This window comes from Breoghania sp., assembly GCF_030066895.1.
In the GTDB taxonomy this organism is placed as follows: Bacteria; Pseudomonadota; Alphaproteobacteria; order Rhizobiales; family Stappiaceae; genus Breoghania.
The window spans coordinates 116706-140718 of sequence record NZ_JASJAV010000001.1; the positions used below are offsets into that span (position 1 = coordinate 116706).

General features: G+C 61.8%; 26 protein-coding genes and 2 pseudogenes. 9 read left to right on the forward strand and 19 right to left on the reverse strand.

Features of this window, described 5'->3' with window-relative positions; translation table 11 throughout:
• Positions 1–64: 64 nt before the first annotated feature.
• Positions 65–241 (forward strand): hypothetical protein, encoded by a 177-nt coding sequence (locus QNJ43_RS00660; protein WP_300466544.1) that lies wholly within the window; start codon positions 65–67, stop codon positions 239–241.
• Positions 242–562: 321 nt separating this feature from the next.
• On the forward strand, positions 563–1333 hold the full coding sequence (locus QNJ43_RS00665; RefSeq protein ID WP_300466546.1) for a hypothetical protein: 771 nt from the start codon (positions 563–565) through the stop codon (positions 1331–1333).
• Here the strand turns inward: QNJ43_RS00665 and QNJ43_RS00670 are convergent.
• On the reverse strand, positions 1328–1804 hold the full coding sequence (locus tag QNJ43_RS00670; RefSeq protein ID WP_300466548.1) for a hypothetical protein: 477 nt from the start codon (positions 1802–1804) through the stop codon (positions 1328–1330). The genes QNJ43_RS00665 and QNJ43_RS00670 overlap by 6 nt on opposite strands.
• Here QNJ43_RS00670 and QNJ43_RS00675 point away from each other — a divergent pair.
• The gene (locus tag QNJ43_RS00675; protein WP_300466550.1) at positions 1785–2333 is read left to right on the forward strand and encodes an amidoligase family protein; all 549 of its coding nucleotides are present in this window, start codon (positions 1785–1787) and stop codon (positions 2331–2333) included. The genes QNJ43_RS00670 and QNJ43_RS00675 overlap by 20 nt on opposite strands.
• A gap of 92 nt (positions 2334–2425) precedes the next feature.
• Entirely contained in the window at positions 2426–3025 is a 600-nt protein-coding gene (locus QNJ43_RS00680) for a gamma-glutamyl-gamma-aminobutyrate hydrolase family protein (protein ID WP_300466552.1), read from the forward strand.
• Between the two features lie 161 nt (positions 3026–3186).
• Here the strand turns inward: QNJ43_RS00680 and speB are convergent.
• Positions 3187–4105, reverse strand: a pseudogene (gene speB, locus QNJ43_RS00685) (agmatinase).
• A gap of 184 nt (positions 4106–4289) precedes the next feature.
• On the opposite strand from speB, the gene QNJ43_RS00690 reads away from it, so the two are divergent.
• Positions 4290–4952 (forward strand): DUF922 domain-containing protein, encoded by a 663-nt coding sequence (locus QNJ43_RS00690; protein ID WP_300466554.1) that lies wholly within the window; start codon positions 4290–4292, stop codon positions 4950–4952.
• Between the two features lie 164 nt (positions 4953–5116).
• Here the strand turns inward: QNJ43_RS00690 and QNJ43_RS00695 are convergent, their stop codons facing one another.
• From QNJ43_RS00695 to rplM, 3 genes are all read right to left on the reverse strand, one after another.
• Positions 5117–5662, reverse strand: coding sequence for a peroxiredoxin (locus tag QNJ43_RS00695; RefSeq protein WP_300466556.1), 546 nt, complete (start codon positions 5660–5662; stop codon positions 5117–5119).
• Between the two features lie 94 nt (positions 5663–5756).
• Positions 5757–6236: a 30S ribosomal protein S9 gene (rpsI, locus tag QNJ43_RS00700; protein WP_300466558.1), complete on the reverse strand. Its 480-nt coding sequence runs from the start codon at positions 6234–6236 to the stop codon at positions 5757–5759.
• A 2-nt stretch (positions 6237–6238) separates the two neighbouring features.
• On the reverse strand, positions 6239–6703 hold the full coding sequence (rplM, locus tag QNJ43_RS00705) for a 50S ribosomal protein L13 (RefSeq protein ID WP_300466560.1): 465 nt from the start codon (positions 6701–6703) through the stop codon (positions 6239–6241).
• A gap of 485 nt (positions 6704–7188) precedes the next feature.
• Here rplM and QNJ43_RS00710 point away from each other — a divergent pair, with 485 nt between their 5' ends.
• Positions 7189–8103: a cytochrome-c peroxidase gene (locus QNJ43_RS00710; RefSeq protein ID WP_346432792.1), complete on the forward strand. Its 915-nt coding sequence runs from the start codon at positions 7189–7191 to the stop codon at positions 8101–8103.
• 590 nt (positions 8104–8693) lie between these two features.
• Here QNJ43_RS00710 and QNJ43_RS00715 read toward each other — a convergent pair.
• A complete protein-coding gene (locus QNJ43_RS00715) occupies positions 8694–9230 on the reverse strand; it encodes a single-stranded DNA-binding protein (protein ID WP_300466562.1) in 537 nt (178 codons plus the stop codon).
• A gap of 711 nt (positions 9231–9941) precedes the next feature.
• On the opposite strand from QNJ43_RS00715, the pseudogene QNJ43_RS00720 reads away from it, so the two are divergent.
• Positions 9942–10300: pseudogene (locus tag QNJ43_RS00720) on the forward strand (invasion associated locus B family protein).
• A 125-nt stretch (positions 10301–10425) separates the two neighbouring features.
• Here QNJ43_RS00720 and QNJ43_RS00725 read toward each other — a convergent pair.
• A complete protein-coding gene (locus QNJ43_RS00725; RefSeq protein WP_300466564.1) occupies positions 10426–11232 on the reverse strand; it encodes a SapC family protein in 807 nt (268 codons plus the stop codon).
• A gap of 229 nt (positions 11233–11461) precedes the next feature.
• Between QNJ43_RS00725 and QNJ43_RS00730 the strand changes: the two genes are divergently transcribed.
• Both QNJ43_RS00730 and QNJ43_RS00735 read left to right on the forward strand, forming a co-directional pair.
• On the forward strand, positions 11462–11815 hold the full coding sequence (locus QNJ43_RS00730) for a hypothetical protein (protein ID WP_300466566.1): 354 nt from the start codon (positions 11462–11464) through the stop codon (positions 11813–11815).
• 58 nt (positions 11816–11873) lie between these two features.
• Entirely contained in the window at positions 11874–12167 is a 294-nt protein-coding gene (locus QNJ43_RS00735) for a hypothetical protein (protein ID WP_300466568.1), read from the forward strand.
• Between the two features lie 180 nt (positions 12168–12347).
• Here the strand turns inward: QNJ43_RS00735 and QNJ43_RS00740 are convergent, their stop codons facing one another.
• The 12 genes from QNJ43_RS00740 to QNJ43_RS00790 all read right to left on the reverse strand — a co-directional run bounded on the left by QNJ43_RS00740 (position 12348) and on the right by QNJ43_RS00790 (position 23935).
• On the reverse strand, positions 12348–12854 hold the full coding sequence (locus QNJ43_RS00740) for a GNAT family N-acetyltransferase (RefSeq protein ID WP_300466570.1): 507 nt from the start codon (positions 12852–12854) through the stop codon (positions 12348–12350).
• Positions 12851–12988 (reverse strand): hypothetical protein, encoded by a 138-nt coding sequence (locus tag QNJ43_RS00745; RefSeq protein ID WP_300466572.1) that lies wholly within the window; start codon positions 12986–12988, stop codon positions 12851–12853. Before QNJ43_RS00745 ends, QNJ43_RS00740 begins: the two co-directional genes overlap by 4 nt.
• Positions 12989–13094: 106 nt before the next feature.
• Positions 13095–13628, reverse strand: a complete 534-nt coding sequence (locus QNJ43_RS00750) for a hypothetical protein (protein ID WP_300466574.1) — start codon at positions 13626–13628, stop codon at positions 13095–13097.
• Between the two features lie 68 nt (positions 13629–13696).
• Positions 13697–14371, reverse strand: a complete 675-nt coding sequence (locus QNJ43_RS00755; protein ID WP_300466576.1) for a hypothetical protein — start codon at positions 14369–14371, stop codon at positions 13697–13699.
• 306 nt (positions 14372–14677) lie between these two features.
• The gene (locus QNJ43_RS00760) at positions 14678–14938 is read right to left on the reverse strand and encodes a tail fiber protein (RefSeq protein ID WP_346432793.1); all 261 of its coding nucleotides are present in this window, start codon (positions 14936–14938) and stop codon (positions 14678–14680) included.
• 12 nt (positions 14939–14950) lie between these two features.
• Positions 14951–15256: a hypothetical protein gene (locus tag QNJ43_RS00765; protein ID WP_346432794.1), complete on the reverse strand. Its 306-nt coding sequence runs from the start codon at positions 15254–15256 to the stop codon at positions 14951–14953.
• Positions 15257–15316: 60 nt separating this feature from the next.
• Entirely contained in the window at positions 15317–15508 is a 192-nt protein-coding gene (locus QNJ43_RS26535) for a tail fiber protein (protein WP_346432795.1), read from the reverse strand.
• A 175-nt stretch (positions 15509–15683) separates the two neighbouring features.
• Positions 15684–16721 carry a hypothetical protein gene (locus QNJ43_RS00770; RefSeq protein ID WP_300466580.1) on the reverse strand — a complete coding sequence of 346 codons (1038 nt, stop codon included), beginning with the start codon at positions 16719–16721 and terminating at the stop codon, positions 15684–15686.
• Entirely contained in the window at positions 16681–20172 is a 3492-nt protein-coding gene (locus tag QNJ43_RS00775) for a hypothetical protein (protein ID WP_300466582.1), read from the reverse strand. The genes QNJ43_RS00770 and QNJ43_RS00775 overlap by 41 nt, the downstream gene beginning before the upstream one ends.
• 221 nt (positions 20173–20393) lie before the next feature.
• A complete protein-coding gene (locus QNJ43_RS00780; protein ID WP_300466584.1) occupies positions 20394–21869 on the reverse strand; it encodes a hypothetical protein in 1476 nt (491 codons plus the stop codon).
• Positions 21866–23530 (reverse strand): hypothetical protein, encoded by a 1665-nt coding sequence (locus QNJ43_RS00785; RefSeq protein WP_300466586.1) that lies wholly within the window; start codon positions 23528–23530, stop codon positions 21866–21868. The genes QNJ43_RS00780 and QNJ43_RS00785 overlap by 4 nt, the downstream gene beginning before the upstream one ends.
• A gap of 63 nt (positions 23531–23593) precedes the next feature.
• On the reverse strand, positions 23594–23935 hold the full coding sequence (locus tag QNJ43_RS00790) for a hypothetical protein (protein WP_300466588.1): 342 nt from the start codon (positions 23933–23935) through the stop codon (positions 23594–23596).
• Positions 23936–24013: the final 78 nt, after the last annotated feature.

Here is a 24013-nt window from a genome sequence, read left to right on the forward strand (position 1 = left end):
AAAGATCTCGGGCGAAGGTGCTACGGGCGATGGAGCCGAAATCGTCATCGACTGGCAGGCCAAGGTGAAGATCGGGCATCTTCTGGGCGAGCCCGTCGTCTCCTCCCAGTTCCGCTTCGATCTTCAGGGCGGCACGGTCACACTGCCCTCTTCAACGACACTGACCGGAACGGATTACGGGACCCACCGCCTGGCCGTACTGCCGCTGAGCGCGGTAAACATGTCGAGCTTTACGACGTGAAGCTGCGCCTCGACTTTCGCGACGCGCAAGGCGACTTCCACCTCATCACCGATATCGGCCTTCCCGGCCCCACGGGCGAGTGGTCGTTCAACGTGCCGGGGAAGCCCGGACTGGGACACGCTGTTCCGCAGCCCCGCATCGACCTACGTCGTACCCCGATATCTGAGCGCAAAGTGCGCGAAACAGGAAGTCAGCCGCGGCCTGACGCTAGCGCGCGGCTACCTCGTATCGGCTCACCTCACCCTCTTTGAGCTGCACCGATGGTACGAGCGGGAGAACCCGGACTACTATCTTAAGGCCTACGGCACGGCGATCCGGCAGTTGGAAGACGGTCTGCGCGTCAGCTACGGATACAACGAGACGACATCGAAGGCACTGGAGTCCGTCTACATCCGGTCGGTCCGCGACAAGCTGGAGTTCGTCGAGGCCTACAAGCAGCGCTACGCCAAGCTGATAGAGCTTCCCGACCGCTTCCGGATCGGGAACGATCACGCGCCCTTCGACGTTGCCAAAAGACAAGCCACCCGCATCATGATTGCGGCGCGCGACCGCGCTCCCGATTTTGACAGCGATCAGATCAACCCACGCGCCATGCGCGAAGAAGGCCGGGCCGCACGCTTCAGCGACGGGGAGCCAGAGCAAAGGGAACCGGCAAAGGAGCCTGAAAGCCAGGAAGCCCACAGATGTGAAGAAAGTCGCGCGATCAGGAAACGCTCCGCTTCACTCCGTAGACAAAGATGTCTGCCGCGTCCGCCTCTTCCAACATTGCGAAGCCCCCTACAGCGCAAGGATCGAGAAGGCGATGATCGTCGAGTATCACGTGGACACCTTCCCGGCGGGCTCTACGACAACGGATTTTCTGCCGTTGGCTATTCCCATGAAGACCGGCACGTTCGTGTTCAGGCGCGATTTCCCAGATCGCTACAAGGGCGCGATGGAGACCTTGATGCGGAATTTCGCCAAGGTTGTCCGGCAACATCACACCGATTGCGAGATCGCCCCCTGGCGGTCCGCCACGCTGGAGATCGTCCCTCCGGATCCGATCTATCCGAAATGGTCCTGCAGCCGGGCCCCGGAACCCCAGTCCTATGAAGCAATCGTCGCGCAAGCGCACGGGCCAACGCAGACAGTGATGCCATGCCGACCGACGCCCGTTCCACCCAGCCCGACCCCTTGCCGATCTGGCCCGACGCCGACGAGCGGCTGGTCGGCATCGAACTGGAATTCGGCGACCTCGCAGTCTTCGACGCAGCAGAAGTGCTGCGCCGCACGCTCGGTGGCCGGATAGAGGCGGACGATCTGCACAAGGCGATCCTGCACGACACCGCCTATGGCGACTTCGTCTTCGAACTCGACAGCCGCTACGCCCACGCGGAAAAGACGGTAAGCGATCTGGAAAAGGCGGCGGCCGAGGTTTTCGGCAATGTGGTGCGCACCGTCGTGCCGAGCGAGATAATCGCCCCGCCCGTCCAGATCGGGGAGATCGAGGATCTGGTCGACCGACTGGCGAAAGCGGGAGCGAGCGGCACCGAGGGCTGGGCCTATGCTTTCGGCCTGCAACATCAACGTGGAGGCGCCATCGCCCCGGATCGGGCCGATCCTGGCGATCTTCCAGGCCTATCTGATGGCCTCGCCGTGGCTGCGCGCGGTCATCCAGCCCGATCGGATGCGGACCGTCCTGCCTTTCATCGAGCCGTTCTCCGAGCTTTACCAGAAAATCGTGCTGGCGCCCGACTACACGCCCTCTCTGGAAGAGTTCATCGACGAATACTGTCTGCACAATCCGAGCAAGAACCGCGAGCTCAATCTCCTGCCGCTCCTGACCCGCATTGCCCCGGACGCGGTAGAGCGGGCGCTCGGCTTTGCCTACCCGACCGACCGCCCGACATTCCACTATCGCCTGCCCAACGCGCGCGCCGGCAATCCGAACTGGTCGATTGCCGAGGAATGGAACCGCTGGGTGACGATCGAGAAGCTGGCGCTCGACGCCTCCCGGCTGGACAAGGCGAAGGAGGCATGGAACCAAATGCGAGCGGACGGCACCTTCAAGGAGCGATGGATCAGCTTGATGGCGGCAGAGTTGACCGGATGAAACCTCTGATCGACGTCTCGACCTCGGATCGTGGCGGTTAGCGCTCGTTTCTGGCGATCCGCTTCGCCCTGTGGCGCGCCGGGGGCAAGGCCGTGCGCATCTCGCCCGTCCAGAGCGTGAATATCGAAGCGCTCGACGGCCTGATCGCAGGCGGTGGCGACATCACGGCCGAATTCTACGGCGACGACCTGCTGCCCGATCTGGTACCCGACGTGCGCACCGATCCCGACCGCGACCGGCTGGAGACCATCATCGTACCGCAGGCGATCGAACGCGGCCTGCCGGTTCTGGGGATCTGTCGCGGCTCGCAGATCATCAACATCGTGCTGTGCGGCACGCTTCACCAGGACATCTACGAGGTCTATGCGGAGGCCCCGCGCCTGAAGACCGTGCTGCCGCGAAAAATCGTAACGGTCCATTTCGGAACCCGGCTCAGCCGGATCCTGGATTGCGAGACCTGCCGGGTGAACGCGCTCCACCACCAGTCCGTCGACCGGTTCGGCACCGGATTGCGGGTCGCGGCAGAAGACGGGCACGGCATGATCCAGGCAACCGAGGCGACCGACGGCACCGATCTAATCGGCGTTCAGTGGCATCCGGAACTGATGCCGTTCCGGCGCGGACAGATGAACCTGTTTCGCTGGATTGTCACGACAGCCGCGCAGAAGCGTGCGGAGCGAAACGGGGCCTAGTTATCCCCGCCGCTTACCGTTTCGAATGTCTCTCGTCGGTTGCACCGAAAATCGAGAAATTTGAAACGAATTCGAGAAAACGAGTCACACGATTCAAAACAGGCGCTTGAAACGCCTCAACCCCGCGCCCGTTTCCGCTCGTCGAGCATACCGAGATAGTATTACGCCACGCTGGAAGCCGCGATTGCGGTGATGTCGGCATGGTCATAGGCAGGCGGCCACTTCCACCACATCGCCGCCGCCGAAACCGAGGTCGGAGAGCCCGCGCAGGATCATCAGCGCCTCGTGCGAGGACAGTCCGCCGGAGACCGGCGTTCCCGTTCCTGGCGCAAAGGCCGGATCGAGACAATCGATATCGAAGGTCATGTAGGCCTGCGCAGGCCCCACCCGCTCCTTGATCTTGCCGACCACCCCGTCGACCCCGAGCCGATGCGCATCCTCCGCGTAGATGATTGAAACACCGAAGGTTTCCGGAGCGTGCGTGCGAACGTCGATCTGGATGGAGCGCTCTGAATCGATCAGCCCCTCGCGCACCGTCCAGCCGACGAATGTGCCGTGATCGATGCGCGAACCGTCGTCGTTCCAGGTGTCCTGATGCGCGTCGAACATCACCAGCGCCAATGGCCCGTAGAGCGCCGCATGCGCCTTCAGAAGGGGATAAGTGACGAAGTGATCGCCGCCGATGGAAAAGAGATGGGCGCCCGATTTCAGGATTTCGGCCGCCTGCCCTTCGATCTGCGCAGGCGCGCGGTCGTTGTGGCCGTAATCGAGCGAACAGTCGCCGTAATCAACAACCATCATATTTTCAAAGGAATCGGCGTGAAAGAGATATTGCAGGTCGCCGCACAGGATGGCGGAAACCCGGCGCACCGCCTGCGGCCCGAAGCGCGCACCCGGCCGGTTGGAGATCGACGCATCGAAGGGGATACCCCACACGACAGCATCGACGCCTTCCAGATTGCGCGACAGCCTGCGCCGCATGAAAGAGGTCATGCCGGAATAGGCCGGCTCGATGGATCCTCCGGTCAGGCTCGACCCGAAAACGGTGTCATCGGTGGGATAGGGACGGATATCGGTCATGGTTCCTCCAGCAGGCATATCGGCATGCTTGCCCGAGATTGCACCGAAACAACGACCGATGGAATGGGCACAGATTAATCAAATGAACGAATTTTTAGCGCTTTAGCATAATGTGAGGGGACTTCCCTTGACCCGGATAGGTCAGGCGCGAACACTGGAGGCAAAGACAACCAGAGGATGATCCATGCCGAATGTCGCTACTTGTCTCATGATGCTGGCCACACTTGCCGCTCTGTGCGTACCCTTGCCGGCAGCCAAGGCCGAGATCATCTCGAAGACAAGTTACAAGCGGCATGAGGTCTACGGGACGACCCCGGCCGCGCTCATCAGTTCCATGAACCGCCGCTCCATTCCGCGCGCCGGGTCCGAGGTCGTCATGGGCCTTCTGGAGATGGAGCAGGACTTTTCCTATGAGCCGATAGAAACCGCGCAAAGCTGCCGCGTCGGCTCGCTGAAAACCCGGATGGACTTCACCATCATCCTGCCCCACGCGCGCTCCCGCAACCGGTTCGATCACGACACGCGACGGCTGTGGAGACTGTTCGTTGCCAAGGTGAAACACCACAAACTGACCCACCGCCGCTACTTTCTCGCCTACGCCAACCGCTACGAAGCCCGGGCAAAACAGGTCTCGGAACCAACCTGCGCGAAGGTTGACACTCGGCTCGCCGAGATCGCGGCAGAGGAATACGACCGTGCCCAACACCAGAACGAGGAGCTCGACCGGCACGACGGTGCCCGGGTCGATGACCTGCCGCTCTTCGTAGCCGCCCGTCACGGCCCCGAGATTGCCGAGAACGACGACCGGATTGCCATGACCCGACGGCGATGCCTGGGGGCGGATTGAAAACTGAGGCCCATCCTTCGAGACGGTCCTTCGAGCCTCCTCAGAATGACGTTATCGTATTGATGGGTCGACAGAATTCATCCCCAAACACCTCATAATCCTGAGGAAATCGCGCCAGCGACCGTCTCGAAGGATGGGCTTCCGCACTCTCCTCACCCGGCCTCCTAAAGCCGCTCCAGAACCCAGGCCACATCGGCATCACTGGGAAAGACGGAATAGCAAACAGCCTCGATCACGCCGTCACAAGCAATAAAGGTCAGTCGCTTCAAGAGCGTCATGCCTGCGGCTTCGAAAGTGGGGAGATCCAGCGCCCGGCGAAATGCGCCGTCCGAATCCGACAGGACCGGGAACGGCAGGTGCAGCCGCTCGACCATTTCGCGCTGATAGTCGATCGTCTGAACGCTCAGCCCGAAGACCTCGGCCCCCAACGCCTTCCGCTCGCCGTGATGATCGCGCCAGGTACAGTTCTGCGGCGTGCAGCCCCGCGCATCGGGGATCGTATCCCAGCCTTCGGGCAAGGCGACACCGGGCCGCCCGGTCATAGGATAGCAGTAGACCACCACGCGACCGCCGATCTTCGAGAGATCAACGGCCGAACCTGAAGTCGCCGGCAACGCGACCGCGGGCAGACGCAGGCCCGTCAGATGATCCGCCCCGCCGTCATCGACAGGTCTGGGCAGATCGGACGGCGGTGTATGAAGATCGCTCATGGGCCTCCTCCCCGGCTGACGAGCGAGCATAAAAAAAACGCTGCACCGAAGTGCAGCGTTTTCTTGAATTCGTAAAGAGCAGTTCCGTCGGCGCTTAGCGCTTGGAGAACTGGAAGGACCGACGGGCCTTGGCCTTGCCGTACTTCTTACGCTCGACGACACGGCTGTCGCGGGTCAGGAAGCCGTCCTTCTTGAGGACGCTGCGCAGCTCCGGCTCGTAGTAGGTGAGCGCCTTGGAGATACCGTGACGGATCGCACCCGCCTGGCCGGACAGGCCGCCGCCGGAAACCGTAGCGATGATGTCGTACTGGCCATCGCGATCGGCGGTGACGATCGGCTGACGAACAATCATCTGAAGAACCGGACGACCGAAATAGGCCGTGAAGTCCTTCTTGTTGATGGTGATCTTGCCGGTGCCCGGCTTCACCCAGACGCGGGCCACCGCGTCCTTGCGCTTGCCGGTTGCGTAGGAGCGGCCCTGCGCATCGCCCTGCTTCTCATGGACCGGAGCAGCTGCTTCAGCGGTGGTGCCGATGGCCTCTCCCAGGTCCTCAAGGGATTGCACTTCAGCCATGCTCAGCTCCTCTTCGCGTTCTTGGCATTGAAGGAAGCAACGTCGATCTTCTCGGGCTGCTGCGCATCATGCGGGTGTTCGGAACCGGAATAGATCCGGAGGTTCTTGAGCTGGGTACGCGTCAGCGGGCCGCCGGGCATCATGCGCTGCACGGCCTTCTCCAGGACACGCTCCGGGAAACGACCCTCAAGGATGCCGCGCGCGGTGCGCTCCTTGATGCCGCCGGGGTGACCGGTGTGCCAGTAATATTTCTTGTCGCCGTACTTCTTGCCCGTAAGAGCAACCTTGCCGGCATTGATGACGACTATGTTGTCGCCGTAATCTATATGCGGCGTATACGTCGCCTTGTGCTTGCCGCGCAGGCGCATGGCGATCAGCGAGGCGAGGCGGCCGACGACAAGCCCTTCGGCGTCGATCAGAATCCACTTCTTCTCGATGTCCGCCGGTTTGGCAGAATAGGTCTTCATGACTCGCATCCGAGATGACGGTGTCCGGATCAAGAGGCCCGGATGGCACTCCAGGACCGGACGATTGCACTTTGCGCGGAGGCGCGAATTGCCACAGGAACGCGACGCCCAGCCTCCGCAGGATCGGTGGAGGTAATATAGAGACACATTCAACACGTCAAGCGGAATATTTCCGGAAAAGCACGTTAAAACAATATCTTGCAAAAAAGTAATTTGTTACCATGTCTTTTTAACCGAAAATTCGCCCCCGAAATTGACGCCAAGTCAGCCCTCATTGAAAAACCGGGCGAATTCCCGCTCTTTAGAATTGGTCGATTTAAAGAATTTAGTTGATCTATCTCACAGAACGCCCCTGCGCTGCGGTGTTGTCCTGCGCACGTCAGACCCGTTGCCCCTACGTACAGATCCTTCCCGCTCGTAGCGGCACGGCGCCCGACGCCTTACCGTTCCGGCCCGCCCGTACGTTCCAGAAAGGGGCCCTTTCCATGAAACGCCTACTCGCATCGCTTACGGTCGTGCTCACGGCCACGGCGGCACCGGCTTTAGCGCAAGACAGCTTGCTGGAGGACGCCCAGTCCTATTTCGAAGCCATCCCGACCGTCGTACCCGCTCCGAAAGACAACGCGATCATCCACGACAAGGTGCATCTCGGCAAGATGCTGTATTTCGATCCGCGTCTGTCGTCGAGCCATCTCCTGTCGTGCAACACCCGCCACAATGTCGACCTCAGCGGCGCAAACGGCCTGTCCACCTCCGTCGGCCACGGCTGGCAGAAGGAACCGCGCAACGCGCCCACGGTGCTCAACGCCCTGTTCAAAGTCGCCCAGTTCTGGGATGGACACGCCGAAGACCTGAAGACCCAGGCCAAGGGCCCCATCCAGGCCGGCGTGGAAATGAATTCCAAGCCCGAGCGCGTGGTGAAGGTTCTGAAGTCCATGCCGACCTATGTGGACGCCTTCGCGGCCGCCTTCCCGGGCGAAGAAGATCCGGTCACCTTCGACAACGTCGCCAAGGCGATCGAAGCCTTTGAAACGACCCCGATCACGCCGTCTGCGCGGTTCGATCAGTATCTGGAAGGCAATGCGAATGTTCTCACCGATCACGAGAAGAAGGGCCTGCAGATCTTCATGGATAAGGGCTGCGTGGCTTGCCACAACGGTGTGAACATCGGCGGCAACGACTACTATCCCTTCGGCGTCGTGGAACAGCTCGGTGCCAATATCCTGCCGCGCAACGACAAGGGCCGCTTCGCGGTCACCGATACCGCGACGGATCAATACGTCTTCCGCGCCCCGCCGCTCCGGAACCTCGTGCTCACCGCGCCCTACTTCCATTCCGGCAACGTCTGGAACCTGAAGCAGGCCATGTCGCTGATGGGCACAGCCCAGGCGAAGAACTGAACGAAGAAGAGATCGACGCCATCGTCGCCTTCCTCGACACCCTCACCGGCGAGCAGCCCGACGTGGACTACCCGCTTCTTCCGGCGTCAACCGACGATACGCCTCTGCCGGAACTGATGGTCGCGAAGTAACCTCTTGCCTTAATCGCGACACTTGGCCCGACTTTGAAAGGAAACCGGGCCTTTTTTTGTGCGAATGCGGCCGGACACGTCGAAAGCGGTAAAGGGGAAGCCAGCTCGAAGCCGGATAACGGAACCGGCGAGAAGTACCCCGACGCCTAGCTCAGGGCCTCGCGTGAATCGCACCAAGCCACTCCCGACACGTTCACGGTCGTCATTGCCCGGCTTCGTCCGGGCAATCCAGCAGGTGACAGCATCTGCCGAACGCGATGGATTCCCCGGACTTCGCCGGGGAATGACGGTGGAGAGATATGGGCCCTCTATAAAGGAAGCCCGCGCCTCATGCGACAAGCCCACCATCGCGAATGAACGTCGGCGCTGAGGCCCACACCGCGTCCAGAACGACGAACGGCGCGCCGTGACAGCGCGCCGTCCTGAAGCTCTTTTGCCGTTGAAGCCGAAGTGGTCGGCTCAGAACGGGATCTCGTCGTCCATGTCGTCGGCGATCGGGCGGGAGCCGCCGCCCTGCTCGCCCTGGGACTGACCGCCGTAGCCGCCGCCCTGCTGCCCGCCACCATAGCCCTGATCGGCCGGGCGCGAACGTCCGAAGTCGGATCCACCGCCCTGGCCGCCGCCGAACGAGCCGCCGCCTTCGCCGCGCCCGTCAAGCATGGTCAGTGCGGAGTTGAAGCCCTGCAGGACCACCTCGGTGGTGTACTTGTCCTGGCCGTTCTGATCCTGCCACTTGCGGGTCTGAAGCTGGCCTTCGAGATAAACCTTGGAGCCCTTCTTCAGGTATTGCCCGGCGATCTTGCAAAGACCCTCGTTGAAGATCACCACGCGGTGCCATTCGGTCCGCTCGCGACGCTCGCCGGTATTGCGGTCGCGCCAGTTCTCCGATGTGGCAACGCTCAGGTTCGCAATCGGCCGACCGTCCTGCGTACGGCGAATGTCCGGATCGGCCCCGAGATTGCCGACCAGAATGACCTTGTTGACGCTTCCAGCCATGATTGACTCCGTTCCATTCGCTCAAGCTCGCCAGGGGACGCCATCGTCTGCGGCGCCCGACAAGGCATGTTGGTCGCACGAATCAGCCGCTTCACACGCTCGAATCCAAACGTTCTGCTTCCTCCGCCGCGTCGGCAGTACGCGAGCCGCCGCTCCAACGCAACCCGACGCCGCTGCTTTGCCACAGCTGCGCCGTCGCAACAGCCCACTGGCTGCGCCGTCGCAACAGCCCACTGTCGGAGGCCGCGCGCCGAAGGTCTCCCGCCAAGCCTAAACGCTCGCAACAGCTCCCACGCAAGATTCCGGGTGTTTTTCCACAACGGTGTGGTGCCGTATACGGCACATATGCTCTACGTTCGTTCTTATTACCCCAGCAAGTCAAGCGCGCCCCGCCACATCGCGAACGAAATCGTGAAACAAACCGAATTAAGCCGATCATTCCATCGGGGGATCCGTTCCTATAGGGTGCGCCCGAATACTCGCATCCGTAAAATTATGTTTGGAAGATTTCGAATGAAATCTCGCTCGTCGTTCCGCCCCGCAATGACCGCCCTTTTTCTGGCGGCAGGCCTCGTGCTGAACGGCGCGTCCGACGCACTGGCCCAGACGGCCGCGCAGGGAAATTCCGCGAGTACGTCGGACAAGGAACCGCAGCGGCTGTGGTCGATGTCATGTTCCGATTCGGCTGGCGGAAAGGGCAGCCAGTGCCAAATGGTACAGACGCTCGCGATGAAGAAGACGGGCAAGCGCCTCCTCACCATCGCCGTCCAGAAGCAGGAAAAGGCCGAGCATCTGCGCATGATCGTCGGCCTGCCGCACGGCGTCTTCTTCCCGGCGGGGTCAACATCGCCGTGGACGAAGGTAAGAAGCAGCCCGTCGAGGTGGAGACGAGCGACGCCAACGGCGCCTATGCGGTGACCGAGGTCAGCGACGATCTGCTGAAGTCGCTGCAAAAGGGCAATCAGCTCAAGGTTTCCTTTGAGAGCGGAAAGCGTCAGAAACTAACCATTCCCGTCTCCCTCAAGGGGTTCGCCGACGCCTATCAGCACGTCGCCAGTTTCGGCGAGTAAGCGCGCCTCTCATCTCAACAGACGCAGAAAATGAAACCGCCACTTGTCCTTATGCGAGGAAGGGGCGGTTTGCCTTGTTCTCTATATTCCAGAGCGTTCCGGCCGCCTGAGGGCCGGAGACAAGCTCACATTCCCGCCTGGGCCCTGCGCGCCAGATCGCCCCAGGACTGGCTGGAGATCAGCTGGCAGTAGATGCCTGCCATCAACCCCTCGCTGCGAAGCTGCAGATAGATCTCATCGAGCAGAGACTGGAGCTTGCACTCGTCGATCACGGAGTAATCCGCGATCCGCACCGTATCGCCGCTCTTCATCGTGAACTGGGCCTGGTTCGGCACCAGCAACTCGTGTTCCTGCAGCCGCTTGACGAAAGCCTCCGTCGCACCAGCCTGACGCTGGAAGGCAGCGCAGAATTCCAGCGCCTTTTCCGTCCATTCAGACGGCTTCCCGTCCACGAAAAACGGCATTTCTCCACCTTCACGCAACCGCGGCCTTGCCCGGTCGACGCACAGCGCAAAATTCTCGCCCGAGATCTCTCGAACCAGAATGTAGGGGTAGCGGCACACATAGCCCAGCACGTAGGCCCCGGCCGCCCAGCGCCCATCCACGTCGATGAACAGGTTTTCGTGCTGATGCAGACCGACGATCGCCACCGGTTGCGGCGTGCCGGCACCCACGAACACGATCGGATAGGTCCGGCACGCTGCCGGGAATTCGGCCAGAGTGATCGGGATGGCCTGGGTCTTGGCAGCGAAGCCCACATCCTCGCCGGGATCGAGCCCCAGGGCCGCGTGGCGTTCCGGGTTCAGCGCTTCCGGGGCCGAATAGAAAAGCGGCATGATGCTCCGCGTCGCGCCGCCCCTGGCGGCTTCCCCCGGCGTTGCGCCGTTCCCGCCCTTCGTCTTCGCGCCTGCCGCGCTCTTCTCGTCCGTCATGAGATCTGCTCCTGAACCGGAAATTCCACGTTTAAACAATTCTTCCGCTGCGCCCCCTGCACCTTGCTGCCCCGTTCCCGGTCACGCCGTTCCACGCGAACCGCCGAACGCGGTCGAGAAGCGGCCTTGCCACGCGCGCTGCGAACCGGTTGCGGAAGCGGCGCGGATATGATCCGTTGACGCTTGGTGCAATCGGGCGGAACGCGCCGCAGGCTATTGGAGCAAAAGTGTGAGCGAAACCCAAAAGACGATTTCGGGCAGGCACTTCCTCAAGGAAACGGTCGTGATAGATGGACGCAGCCTGGACAATTGCACATTTCGCGATTGCCACCTGATTTATCGAGGCGGAGAACCTCCCAAGATCCGGGGATGCAGCTTCGATGCCTGCCGCTGGGAGTTCGAGGGCGAAGCCGCCCAGACGCTGCTTTTCCTGACCGGGCTCTATCACGGCGACTTCGATTCGGTGGTGGAAAACACCTTCGAGGCCATCCGCACGCCCCCGCCGCAAACCGCACTAAAGCAGCCCGAACGAAAACCTCCTTCCGATTTCGCGCGCAGAGGCGAAGCTTGCGGCTTGCCCTAAGGTCACCCTCAAACGATACTAAACTATCGTCTTGAAACAGGTTATCGACAGACCCGCCATGACAGACCTCACCACGCTGGAACTGAGCGCATTCACTCCGTTGGTTGGGGAAACCTTTCGCGTAAAGGTGGAATCCGGCGAGATGGATCTGGTGCTGCACGAAGCCAATGCGTTGGGCATGGCCGTGCGCGAGGGAGGCGCCTTCTCGCTGATCTTCCTGAATTCGGAAGAGGAGCAACTCGCCCAGCAACTTTTCACGCTGCACCACCCGGCCCTGGGCGATCTCCAGCTGTTACTCGTTCCCCTCGGACCGCTCGGCGAAGCCATGGCCTACGAGGCCGTGTTCACCTGAGTGGCCGACTCGAAAGGGGCTCAGGTTATTCCAACTACGTTTTCCGCGTCACTGCCAGCTCCGACCGGCAATCCATGCAGTGATGGATCATTTCGGTAAGGTGCTGATATACAAGAATAATCTAACCGGATTCCATGCAGATAGATCATGGAATGGATCCCGGCTCGTAGGCCAGGATGACTAGCGGAGAATTTTGCGAGGCCCCGATACCATTTGCGGGCCAAACACCGCAGAAAGCCCCCGCCCGACAGCGACCTTCCGAGCACCTAACGCCAGCCCTACGGCCCCCGGCGGCATCCCGTCCGGCTGCTCCGCGCCCGCTTTCGAGTACCATTCCAGCAGGTCGTAGACTTGCTTGTCCTCGATGACGCGATATCCGAGACGCGCATAGAGATGTTGTGCCGGATTGGACTTCTCGACATGCGCGCGCACCGCCTTGCCACGGGAGACGGCCGCCGACATGACATCGGCCAGCATAGCGCCGCCGAGCCCCCGGCCGCGATGTTCCGGCATCAGGGCAATGTCGATCAGCCGGAGTTCATTCTCCCACTCGTCGAGATAGAGACGACCTACCGGCTCCTTCGACCGTTCGATCAGCCAGAAGGCCGCCTTGCCGTAGTGGCGCATGTAATGCGCGTGTTGCGCCTCGAACTGCATGGCCAGAAAGTGATCGCGCTGTTCCTTCACCAGAAAACGAGCGCCATCTCGTCCACGCGCGTCGACGCGTAGAGATTGCGCAGGAAATCCTGATCCGAAGACTGGATCGCACGGAAGGACAGGCCGAGGGACGCGGCCCTCGGCAACTCGATCAACTCATTCACAACTCGCGTCTCCCTCCGACACCGGATCTGACGGCGCCCCGTGCCCCATTCCCAGCATCGATCGACATGACTCAGTCCAGCCTGACGCTCACATCGCGAACGACCGTCATGGCCGTGATGCCCTGAAGAACGGGGTCGTGGTACGCGCGCTCCATTCCGTTGAATCGAGCCCCGCTTGCCCGATCATCCAGACCGAACCGCCTTCCACATCCGGCGGCGTCAGATCGAAGAGCGCGAGCGTTCCGTGCGCACTGGCCTGGAAGGTCAGAGCCAACGTGCGCGGCGCATGAGCGCTCGGCTGCCAGCCGCTCCAGCGGGCGCTGAGGGCAGTCCGCTCCTGCGTCGTCCAGACCACACCGTCCCCATTGACCGAGCCCAGGGCCACGTTTCCGTTGCCGTCGAGCCCCGCCGCCACCGCGCCGAGCCCGGCCAGCGTCAGCCCCAGGTGGGTGTAGCCAGTCCACAACCGGCCGCTCGCCACCTGCTGCTTGGCGTGGGAAACCTCGGTCTGGCTGTCGACGGCGGAAACGTTCATCGAGCCGTTCTCATCGATGGAAGCGGCGAGGTCCGTGAACGGCACCAGACCGCCCTCGCCCACCGCCTGCCAGCCGTACCAGTCATTCGGCGACGACGGCTTCATGATCTCCGGCTCGTTGAAGACGAGATCGCCGCTCGATCCGGTTTCCGTAATCGCGAATCAGCACGAGATTAGATACGACCGCGCCGCCAAGCTTCTGCCACACGCTGAAAGGCGACTCGGCGGGGCGGAGTTCCGGCACTGTAATGGTGATGGGCTCGGTCGTGCCCGGCGGCGTTATGGAAATTCACCACGTCCGGCGGGTTCTTGTCGCGCCACCACACCTCTCCCGCCTGAGAGACGCCGAAGATCGCGATGCGTCCCTGCGCATCGAGACCAAGCTGGAGAACCTTGAAACCGGCTTCATCGGGCCGTCCGAGATCGATCGGCGGATCCCAGTTTCCGACGATGGCCGCATCCGGTCCCGGCCCAGCCGCGGACTCGCCCGCATGCTGCACGATCAGATCGACGCCCTTGTCGGCCGCGCGAACCGCCGCCAGGCAGATACGCCCGTCCGCCGCCAGCGATGCGGCAAGCACCGGATCATAGACACCGTCATTGACCGGTCGGGCATCACCGGCGGGCGGAAACGGAGCATCCGCCGTCGGCTGGATGGTCGTCACCAGCCGATTGCCACCTCCGGGCAAGGCTTGCGTGACGGCGACCGGAATCCGCGCCTCCAGCCGGCTCGAATGAAGTTCGAGCATGGCCGGGGCGTTCGACGGTACCACGCCGACATTTTCCTCTAGGACGGCAAAGACGTCTTCCTCTGCCCCGGTCACGGCTGCCTTATCGACCATATCCATATCGCTCCCCTTGAGCTTGTCTGCCTCTCCTCCCTTCGGCGCGCGTCAGCTTCGCGAAGGATAGAGGCCCACCAATGCGATAATAAAATTCAGCGTGAGATAGGGTTGAACATTTTCGTGCGCCTGCGATCCCCCGATATCATTCAGGGATTCCCAGGCCATGGGGACCAGATTCGTCCGTTGTGTTCGTCTGATAGACATTGTTGTTGGCACGGGCGAACGCCGTCGCGTTGCTCGGCACGCCCGCCCCCGCGCCCCCCGAATACCCTCTCGCCGTGTTGCTGTGATTGGGCATCTGCGCTTCCGTCAGCGTGATCGTCTCAACGCCGGTCCTCTGCCCAGCCGTCGCGACGTCAGCCCGGGTCCGCGGCCCGGATGCATCGGCGCGCGCCCTTCCATGTTCGGCAGTGCCGTCGTCGTCCGCCCATCGCCGCCATAGATCGTTCCGAATAACGAGAACAGCGCATCATTCTTGATAGCCAGAAGCTGCCCATCGCAAAACATCCAGCCTCGCGGCGCGAAATTGCCCGCAAACATGCGGACCTCTCCCACGAATGGCTCCGACATGATTGCCCGCCCTCAGTTGCGCGACGGAAAAAGCCCCTGCAGGGCGATACAGAAGCCCAACGTCAGGTAAGGCTGCATGTTGTTGTGCGCCTGACCGCCGCCCGTGTTCTCGACCGTGCCGGCGCGGAGATCCGTGGGAGAGCTGTTCGGCTCGGCATAGAGACCCGGAAATTTCGCCAACACCGTTCCATCCGGCAAGCGTTGGTTGGAGTCCGTCGCGGATGCATAGACAAAGTGCGTATGATCAGGCATCTGCGCGGCCGAGAGCGTCACGGTTTCCTCGCCGCCCTTCTGTCCCAGGGTATGACCGTTGCCCACGTGAATGGGTGTCCGGCTTCTCAGATCCGGCAGCGCGAAGGCCGTTCGCCCGTCACCGCCTTAGGTCGTGCCCAGGAGCGAGTAGAGCGACTGGCTCTGGTTGACCGGCAGGATCTGCCCGTCACAATAAGCCCAACCGCGCGGCGCAAAGTTGAACCCGATAATCTTGATTTCCGCTAAAAAAGCTCGGCCATAAAGCCTTGTCCTCCCACCACACTTAAATAATATCTTTAAAATACAGGGTAGAAGCACCTCTTTCGCGAAACATATTCCAACCTGTCGCAGCGGGAGTTAATTGATTCGTTAAATTACTCATCGCACCCCGAATGCGACGCATCATATTTTCTACACATTTACTCGAATTGCGTTCATTTTCGCCCTTCGAATACGCCAGGGCGCATGCGTTGGCTCATCCGGAAAGGTCCCGTCAGGGAAGCGTACACTTGCCGTCGACAACCGTCGCGCCGAAGTCGAGGAAGATGTCAGAAGAGTTGACGGTCGCCGTGTTGTTTCCATCCACGAAGATGCGCACATTCGCCTCGCTCGTCGAACCACCCGCGTAACCGGGCAGGATGACCGAGGTCGACGGATAGGTATCGAAGTAGACTGAGTTTCCGCTGGATCCGGAGGTCAGCGTATTGCCGGTAACGTCGGCGCAGACCGTCGGGGCCGTCGAATTGCCGACGAAGAACAGGATGCCGTTGGAAACCACGTCGAGCGGCGAACTGACCGTGTTGTTCGTGATCGTCAGATCCGCACGTCCCACGCCTTCCTGATAGACGAAAATACCATTGATCGTATTTGATATGTTTTTTGTATCGATATCCATCGTCGTCTGGCCGTCGAAGCCGGAATTCTGATGGATATAGATGCCGTAGTGACTGCCGGAGATCGTGTTGTTGGAAATCGTACCCGACATCACGCCGGCAGATGTCGTCGCCGAGCTTTCGATCGTGATAGGGGCATGATCGTTCAAGGTGGTGCCGGTCGCGATCGTGTTGTTGTCGAACGAGAACGTGGTGGTGAATGTCGTGCCCAACGACTGGGTCAGATAGATGCCGTGGCCGGAACCGGAATGGGTCAACGTGGAATTGTTGACCGTGGCCGAGCCGTTGATCTGCCCACCGAGCGCAACAGTGGACGACGCGGAACTGCTGGTGTTGGCCGCAACGACTCCATCCACGACGCTCCCACCCCCGGTATTGAAGTTGATCGTCGAGGTTCCCGAGGAGGTGATCGTCGCATCGACGGAATCGATGGTGCCGGTGTTGGGCGCCGAAATCGCGCTGGAGAAGCTGCCAGAGAACTGAAAGGCGGCAGGCGCGCCCGATGACAGGACGTAGGACAACGGGTCGAAGCTTTCGCCGGCCACAAGGCCGGTCAGGATCTGGTCCGCATCGAGATCGAAGGCGCCGCTGCCCAGATCAAGCGTCGTGGAACTGCTGTCGATAGTCGTATCGATCACCACGACCACATCCACCGATAGTTTCCGCTTCCGTCACCGATCCCGGATCCGCGAAGGTTCCCGAACCGCTGGTATTGCTCGTATCGACCACAAAATAGCTCGCCCCCGACAGCGCGCTCATATCACCCGTCAGAGTCGCATCGAGGAAATTGTAGCTGCCGCTTGAAGGAAGCCCCGAGCCGTCATCATCGACCGGCGTGACTGCCGTGATCGACGAGCCGGTATCGGTGGAACTCTCGCCGTCGCCTAAGACGAAGGTGACATTGGTAGCCGACGTGAACAGGACGCCCACGGCCGGACCACCCGTATTGCCCGCCGTACCCACGATCGTTGCATCGCCGCCGCCGGCACTTGTGTCGCCGAGCTGGATGGTTCCGGTCCCCATCGTCCCGCCGAGATCGACGCCCGTCGTCCCCGTCGCGCTGCTGCTCGTCAGATCGGAGTCACCCGCGGTGATGTCCGCGTTGATCGTCGCTCCGGAAAGATCGGCGCCGACCGAGTTGTCGCTGTTGAGCGAGATATTGAGATCGGCAAACGTCACGTCGGCGGCGAGCGTGCCGGAGACGAGAACGCCGGTCGTCGTGGGATCGGCGATGGTGGTGACACCCGTCACCGAGATGGCGCCGGAACCGGAGACGTTGGTGAGGCTGATCGCGTTGGTTGCAACCGTGCCGGAGGCCGAGAGCGTGTCGAAGGTGACGCCCGATGCGCCGATCGCCATGCTCGACAGATTAAGGATCGTGCCGATCGACGTGGCGACTGATGTGTTCGTTCCCGTCACTGACAACGTGCCGCCCGACATGGAGAACCCGTCGCCCGACGTGGTGGTGAGATCGAGATCGCCGGAGAAATTGAACGTTCCGGTGGAGGCGATGGTGATCGCATCCGCATTGGAGCTGCTTGCCGTGATGTCCGCGGAAATATTGTGAATTCCGCCGATCGCACTGGAGATGTTGATCGCGGAGTGAGCGCCGGTCTGGGTGATCGAACCGCCGAAGATCAACGCCGCCACATTCGCATTGAAAATAACGAGACCGGCATCGGACGATGTCGTGGTGTTGGCATTGGAGAAGGTGAATGACGCGTCCGACCCATTGAAGATGTCGATACCAGCGGTAGTGATGTTCAGCGTGCCGATCGTCACCGCGTTGGACCCGGTCCCCACGCCGGTCACCCCGTCGAAGGTCACGCCGGTATTGGTCGAATTGGTCGAAGACACCGTGTCGAAGGTCAGGTCCGCCGACAGCGGATCCGGATACATGGCCTGACCATTCGTGGTTTCGACCGTGCTGGTCGCCACGTCGTTGGTCAGCGTGAAGGTGGTCGCCTTGGCATCGACATAAAGGCCAGTGCCGCTGTCGTTGAAGACGTCGATTGCCCCCAGATTGAGCGTACCGTCAGCACTGTCGAAGCGCAGACCATCGCCCGTCACCCGGTTGGAGCCATCCACGCCGACGGCGATCGCGACACTCGCATCGACCGCCTGCAACTCCGCAGTTCCGGTATCGGAATCGAAGGAGACCGTATCGACCAGGATGCCGCCCGCGCCTGCCGAAGAAACCGTCAAGCCGGAGAAATCGGTCACATAGAGCGTGCCCACCGCCGTCGAGCCGTCGATGGTGATGCCCGTGCCAGTGGCATCCGTCACAGTGACGTTCGACAGCGCGACAAAGGTGTCGGCCACGCCGTCGACGATATCGACACCGTCGTCCCCGGCCACCGTCGTGCCGCCGATCGTGACATTGGCGATGGTCGCATTGCCGCCCGCAACCGAAATGCCGTCTGTTCCGAAACCGTCGATCGTATTCGTCCCGGCCATGGTGAAGGAGCCGGTCGTATCGTCATCCGCAATCGAAATGCCGCTCGCCGCCGAGCCGGCGCCGTTGATATCGACGCTGTTGAGCGTCACATCCGCATCCGACGAGGCGTAGACGACGACCGCAGCGGCTGTGTTGTTGCCCCCCGCATTGATGACGTTCGTGGCCGATGCATTGCCGAAAAAGAAGGTGCCGGTGGAATCCGCGCTGAGCGTGATCCCGGCCTCCACCAGCGCGACACTTGCACCGAGCTGCATGCCCGCCGTGCCCGTACCGACATTGACGTTCCCGTGGCTGCCGGTGAAGGAAAGCCCCGCCGCCGTTCCCGATACGACACTGTCGATCTCAAGTCCGCTGGCGCCTGTGCCGGTATTCAGCGTCACCGTGTGACCGCCGGTGGAGGCGATCGCCGCATCGCTCGACACATCGTCATGCGACGTGATCGAGACGTTCGACAGCGTGATCGCGCCCGTGGTGATGGTGTCGGTCAGCGTGATCGCGCTCGCGTCGCCGGTCGCGATACTGAGGTTTGTCGCGGTCAGGGAGCCGCTGCCCAACACACCGTCGAGAACGATACGGGCATCGGTGCTGTTGTTGCTGAATTCGGTGCGGAGATCGGAGAAGGCGATTGCGGAATTGATCACCGTATCGGTGAGGTTCAGCGCCTGCTCATCGCCGGAATTCAACGAAGCCGTCCCAGCGATCGCCAGCGTCAACCCGTTGACCGCCAGACCGTCGCCCGTGACGAGCTGAATGTCGAGATCGTCGAAGCTGACGGAACCCGCCGACCCGGCGAAATTCGCCACATAGTCGCCCGCATCCGTCGCCGTATTCTGGCCAACCGCAAGCGCCCCGAAAGAGAGGTTGCCGCCGGTCATGCCGGTTGCGTTGATGATGCGGTTCGAGGTGGGGCCGATCGTGCCGTCGAAGGTGATGTTGCCGAAGCTGATCGTGCCCGCCGACTGGCCGGTGATCGAAAAGACGTGCCCGCTCGTTCCCGCACTCACCGAGAGAATGGAATCGACCGCACTCGCATCCACGTTGCGCGTGCCCGCCCCTATCTCGAAGATTGTGCCCGTATTGCCGGTCGCAAAATCGGTCGTCGCATTGAAGCTGATCGCTCCGGTCGAACCGCCCGTGCCGGTATCAATATCGAGCACGGAAGTGGAGCTGGAATGGTCCGTCGCCGTCAGGCCCACGAAATCGATGGTCGCATCGTTATCGTCGGCCACCAACGCGGAACCGGTGCCCTGCGAGGAGAGCCCCGTCGCGGTGACGCTACCTACCGTCGTGCCGGGAATGTCGAGGAGCGTCGCCGTACCGATCGTCGACAAGAAGCCCGCCGCGCTCGTCGTGGTCGGGATCGTTCCGGCCGTGAAGGTATAGGCCGCCGTGCCGCCCGAGATTTCGAACAATGTGCGCTGGCTGACGGAGACCTGGCTGTTTTGAACGAAAACGCCGCCGGTCAGGCTGGAGAAGGAGAACAGCGAGCTTGAGGCGACCAAACTGCTTGCCTCCACCACCTCGATCGTCATCGCCCCGCTGTGGCTCGTCGCCGTCACCGCATCGCCGGTGATTACGCCCGCATCCACCGAGATATAGCTCAGCCGGTTGTTGCCCTGCAGGTCGAACACCGTCGCATTGCCGGTATTGGTGAATTCCTGGCTGCCCGTGCCGGTAACCGTCCCGCCGAGGCTAATGCCGAAGTCACCGATGATATTGGCAAGCTGGGTGATGCCGTAGGTGACCTCGTTGGAGAAGACGAGGCCCTGCGCGATCTGGTCGCCGGAAAGCGTGAAGGCGCTGCCGCCGTTCAGCGTGGCGAAGTCAGCTGCCGCCGTTCAGCGTCGCGAAGTCATAAGATCCGTCCAGGAACACGAAGGCCGCATCGCTGGTGCTGATCGCATCGGCATCCGACACCGAATAGGGATTTCCGAAGCTGCCGTCGCCCGCCCCGTTCGTCGCCGTCGCGGAGACGAAAATGTAGATCGTGGCAGCGGGGAAATTGGCATCGCCCGTGAAACTCACAATCGCCGCCGGGGCTGGTGACCGTGGTCGTGCACTGGATATCGACGGTGGCCGACGAATTGGAGATATCGACGCCATTGGCCGTCGCCCCGTTCACCGTGACGTTGCCGGTCACCGTGAACGACCCGCCGATCCCGTCGAGCACAAGCCCCTGTCCACCATTGGAGGTGATCGAGGTCAGCGTCACGTTTGCCGTGAAGAGATCGAAGTAAACACCTAATTCTGTTGATGAACTGATCACACCCGACATCGCGCCCAACTGGAAGCCGGTGCCCGCGCCCGCATCAAGCGCGCCGGTCCCGGTAACAGTGAAGGCATCGCCGATCGACGCGATATCGACCGCGCCGAAGGACACGTCGCCCGACACGTTGGTAAAGGTGACGCCCGCGCCCGTGACCGTGCCGCCCTGCCCGACATGAAGCGAGCCGCCGGAGACCGTATCGCCGGTGGAATCGGCATCCCCACCGCCTGCCGTACCGCCATCTGCATCGAAGGTGACCGTATCGAGCGAAACGCCGCCCGCACCTGCGTTGACGACGGAATTGTTCGAAAAGTCCGTGAGCGTGATCGACCCGCCGCCAGAGCCGTCGATATCGAAACCTGCGGCCAAGACATCGGAGACGGTGACGGAGCTGAGGCCGGCGACGATTTCCAGCCCGCTGTCGACAATCGAAACGCCCGTCCCGGTAACCGCGCTCGTTCCCCCGATGGTGAACCCGGACAGCGAGACATTCGCGCCGCTAACTGAGACACCGCCAAGCGCCGTTCCGTCGATGGTATTGGCGCCGGTCAGCGTGACCTGTCCCGTGCCGTCATCATCGGCGATCAGCACGCCGTAGCCGCCGGCTCCGGAAATCGCGACATCCGTCACGGTGACGTCCGCATCGGAATTGAGATAATGGATCCCGTCGGCGGAAGCCGATCCGGAGGTCACTGCGACCCGGGAAGAGGCGCCGGAACTGCCGATATTGAAGGTGCCGGTGCTGTTCGCACCAAAGGCTATGCCGTCACCACCGATCGCACTGTTCGTGCGCAGTTGCAGACCGCCCGTACCGGCGCCGAGATTGACATCGCCGTGAGAGACCTCGAAAGACAGCCCGACCGGCATACCGTCGACCGACAGGCTGCCTGCGCCCGAACCGAGATTGATCTCGGCCGTGTTCCCGCCGACACTTCTGACGCCGTAGCTTGTGGCATCGTCGATATCGAGGGTGTCGATCGTGAACGCCCCCGTCGTCGTGATGACCTGCAGATAGAGCCCGGCCGTGTCGACATCGCTCAGAGCCGCGGTTCCGATATTCAATCTGCCGGCACCTGACAGTCCGTCCACGTAAATGCCGAAATTGTCGTTGATCCCGAGCCCAAGCCCCCCGCTCGACACCGATGCCAGGGTGATACCGCTCGACGTGCTGACGGTATCGAGGATAAGACCCGCCGCCGACGTCGCGGCCAACGTGTTCGACGCCCCGGAGATGTTGAGTTCGATACCGCTTGCGTAGAACGCATAGCCTTGATCACTCTGAACCGAGAGCCCCCCGGTAAACAACACCGAACCGCCCGTATTGCTGAGGAGCCCCCCTCTTTCGATCCGTCGCTGACGATATCGACGGATTGCTGAAACAGGAACGACGAATTCGTGTTGCTGTTTATGTCTATACCCCGGTCGACGCCGTCAGTCTCATCGATCATCCCGGAATAAGTGATGGTTCCGCCGGTGCGGTTGCCAATCAGCAGGCCCGTGTCGGCGGATGCGCTCAGATCGATCCCGAGCGTCATGTTCTGACTTCCGCCATCCACCAAGAGCCCGGTGCCGCCCGCATTGGAGACGGTCGTATCGGCAATCGTGATCGACCCGCCGACGCTGTCCAGATCGATTCCGGTATCGTCCACACCCGAGATCGTCGTCGCGGAAATCGTGACGCTCGTGATGCTGCTGTCGGAAATCGCAGCACCGCCCGTGCCGCCATCATTCGTCAGACTGACGCCCGAAACGATGTTGCCGTTGCCAAGCGTGACCGTATCGGCCACCGCCGTGGCATTCGTCAGCGTCGGCGCGAAGCCGCTATAGGGATTGCTGATATCCGTGGAGACGCCATAGAGCAACAGGTTCGCCGGAGCCCCGCCCGTCAGCGAGATCATGTCGCTGGCGGCAAAGCTCATCAGGTCCTGGTCGTCGTCCAGCGTGAACGTGCCGTCGCCGGTGACCGTGAGCGTATCGGCCGTCGTGCCGTTGGAGTTGACCAGAACGATGACATCCGCGCCCGAGGCTTCCGCGTCGGCCAGCGAAGCGGGATCGTTGATCGTGTCGCCGATGCCGGTTCCCGTGGCATCGGCGTAGTAGACCGTCTGACTGGTGATCAGCCCCGACGTATCGCCGATCAGGTCCACGTCATTGAAATTGTAGGTGCCGCTGCTCATACCGGTGACGACGATCGGGGTCGTGGCGTCGATCGAGGACGCCACGCCGTCGCCGTCCAGATTGGAGCCGTCACCGAACTGGAAGACACCGGTAATCGCGGCATTAGTCAGGTCCACGCCGAGATCAAGCCCGGTCATGGTGCCCATGCCGGTGGTGCCAACATTGCCGGAATTGGTGGAGCCGGTCATGTCGATACCGGTGCCGCCCGTACCCGATATGGAAAGCGAGCCGCAGATCACATTGGCCGACGTGGTCGTGCCGCCGTCGGTCAGATCCAGCCCAACCGTGCCCCCAGTCAGACCGGAGATGACCGTACTGCCGAACACGGCCTGGCCGGTATTGGCGTTCTCGAAGTCGATACCGAAGAAGCCGGGATTGCTGATCGTGACGTCGCCGAAGGTGATATCGCCGGAATTGCCTGACCCGTAAATGCCGCCGGTGCCCGGAGTGTCAATATCAACGTCGCCGAAGGCGATGTCCCCGTCGGAATTGGTGATCACGACGCCCCGGCCAGTCGGCGTGGTGATCGTCGTCTGACCGATCACGTTGAAGGCGCCCGAAACGCGATCGAGAATGATGGCGTCGCCGTCGGCATTGGTGGAGGTGATCTAGGACAGCGTGACGTCGGTCGTCACCGGGTCGATCTTGACCGCCGTGCCGCCCACGGAATCGATCGAGCCGCCGGTCGTGCCGAAATTGAAGCCCGAGCCCGAATCCTGAATGAACAGGCCGTAATCGCCCGTCGCACCGGAATTGGCGATATTCAGGTTGCCGAAGGTGATGCCACCGTCCCCGCCATTGCCGCCGAGCACCGTGTTGCCCGAAAGCGAAGTGGTGGTGAGCGTGCCCGCCCCGGTGGAGCCGTTTGCATCGACCACCGCGACACCGCCCGTCGTGGCGAGCGTCGAGGAATCGATCGCAAGCGCGGTGTCATTTGCCCCCGTATCCACGTCGATGGCCGAGCCGGTAGCACCGCCGGTAATCGTGGAACCGGAGATCGCAAGGCTCTCGACATTCGACGCCGACCT

What these genes read in the sequence shown, in the direction of transcription:
- QNJ43_RS00675 (WP_300466550.1), top strand. Translation starts at nt 1,785, where the DNA reads ATGCTTTCGGCCTGCAACATCAACGTGGAGGCGCCATCGCCCCGGATC.
- QNJ43_RS00670 (WP_300466548.1), bottom strand. Translation starts at nt 1,804, where the DNA reads ATGTTGCAGGCCGAAAGCATAGGCCCAGCCCTCGGTGCCGCTCGCTCC.
- QNJ43_RS00690 (WP_300466554.1), top strand. Translation starts at nt 4,290, where the DNA reads ATGCCGAATGTCGCTACTTGTCTCATGATGCTGGCCACACTTGCCGCT.
- QNJ43_RS00695 (WP_300466556.1), bottom strand. Translation starts at nt 5,662, where the DNA reads ATGAGCGATCTTCATACACCGCCGTCCGATCTGCCCAGACCTGTCGAT.
- rpsI (WP_300466558.1), bottom strand. Translation starts at nt 6,236, where the DNA reads ATGGCTGAAGTGCAATCCCTTGAGGACCTGGGAGAGGCCATCGGCACC.
- rplM (WP_300466560.1), bottom strand. Translation starts at nt 6,703, where the DNA reads ATGAAGACCTATTCTGCCAAACCGGCGGACATCGAGAAGAAGTGGATT.
- QNJ43_RS00710 (WP_346432792.1), top strand. Translation starts at nt 7,189, where the DNA reads ATGAAACGCCTACTCGCATCGCTTACGGTCGTGCTCACGGCCACGGCG.
- QNJ43_RS00715 (WP_300466562.1), bottom strand. Translation starts at nt 9,230, where the DNA reads ATGGCTGGAAGCGTCAACAAGGTCATTCTGGTCGGCAATCTCGGGGCC.
- QNJ43_RS00725 (WP_300466564.1), bottom strand. Translation starts at nt 11,232, where the DNA reads ATGACGGACGAGAAGAGCGCGGCAGGCGCGAAGACGAAGGGCGGGAAC.
- QNJ43_RS00735 (WP_300466568.1), top strand. Translation starts at nt 11,874, where the DNA reads ATGACAGACCTCACCACGCTGGAACTGAGCGCATTCACTCCGTTGGTT.
- QNJ43_RS00750 (WP_300466574.1), bottom strand. Translation starts at nt 13,628, where the DNA reads ATGAAGCCGTCGTCGCCGAATGACTGGTACGGCTGGCAGGCGGTGGGC.
- QNJ43_RS00755 (WP_300466576.1), bottom strand. Translation starts at nt 14,371, where the DNA reads ATGGATATGGTCGATAAGGCAGCCGTGACCGGGGCAGAGGAAGACGTC.
- QNJ43_RS00760 (WP_346432793.1), bottom strand. Translation starts at nt 14,938, where the DNA reads ATGTCGGAGCCATTCGTGGGAGAGGTCCGCATGTTTGCGGGCAATTTC.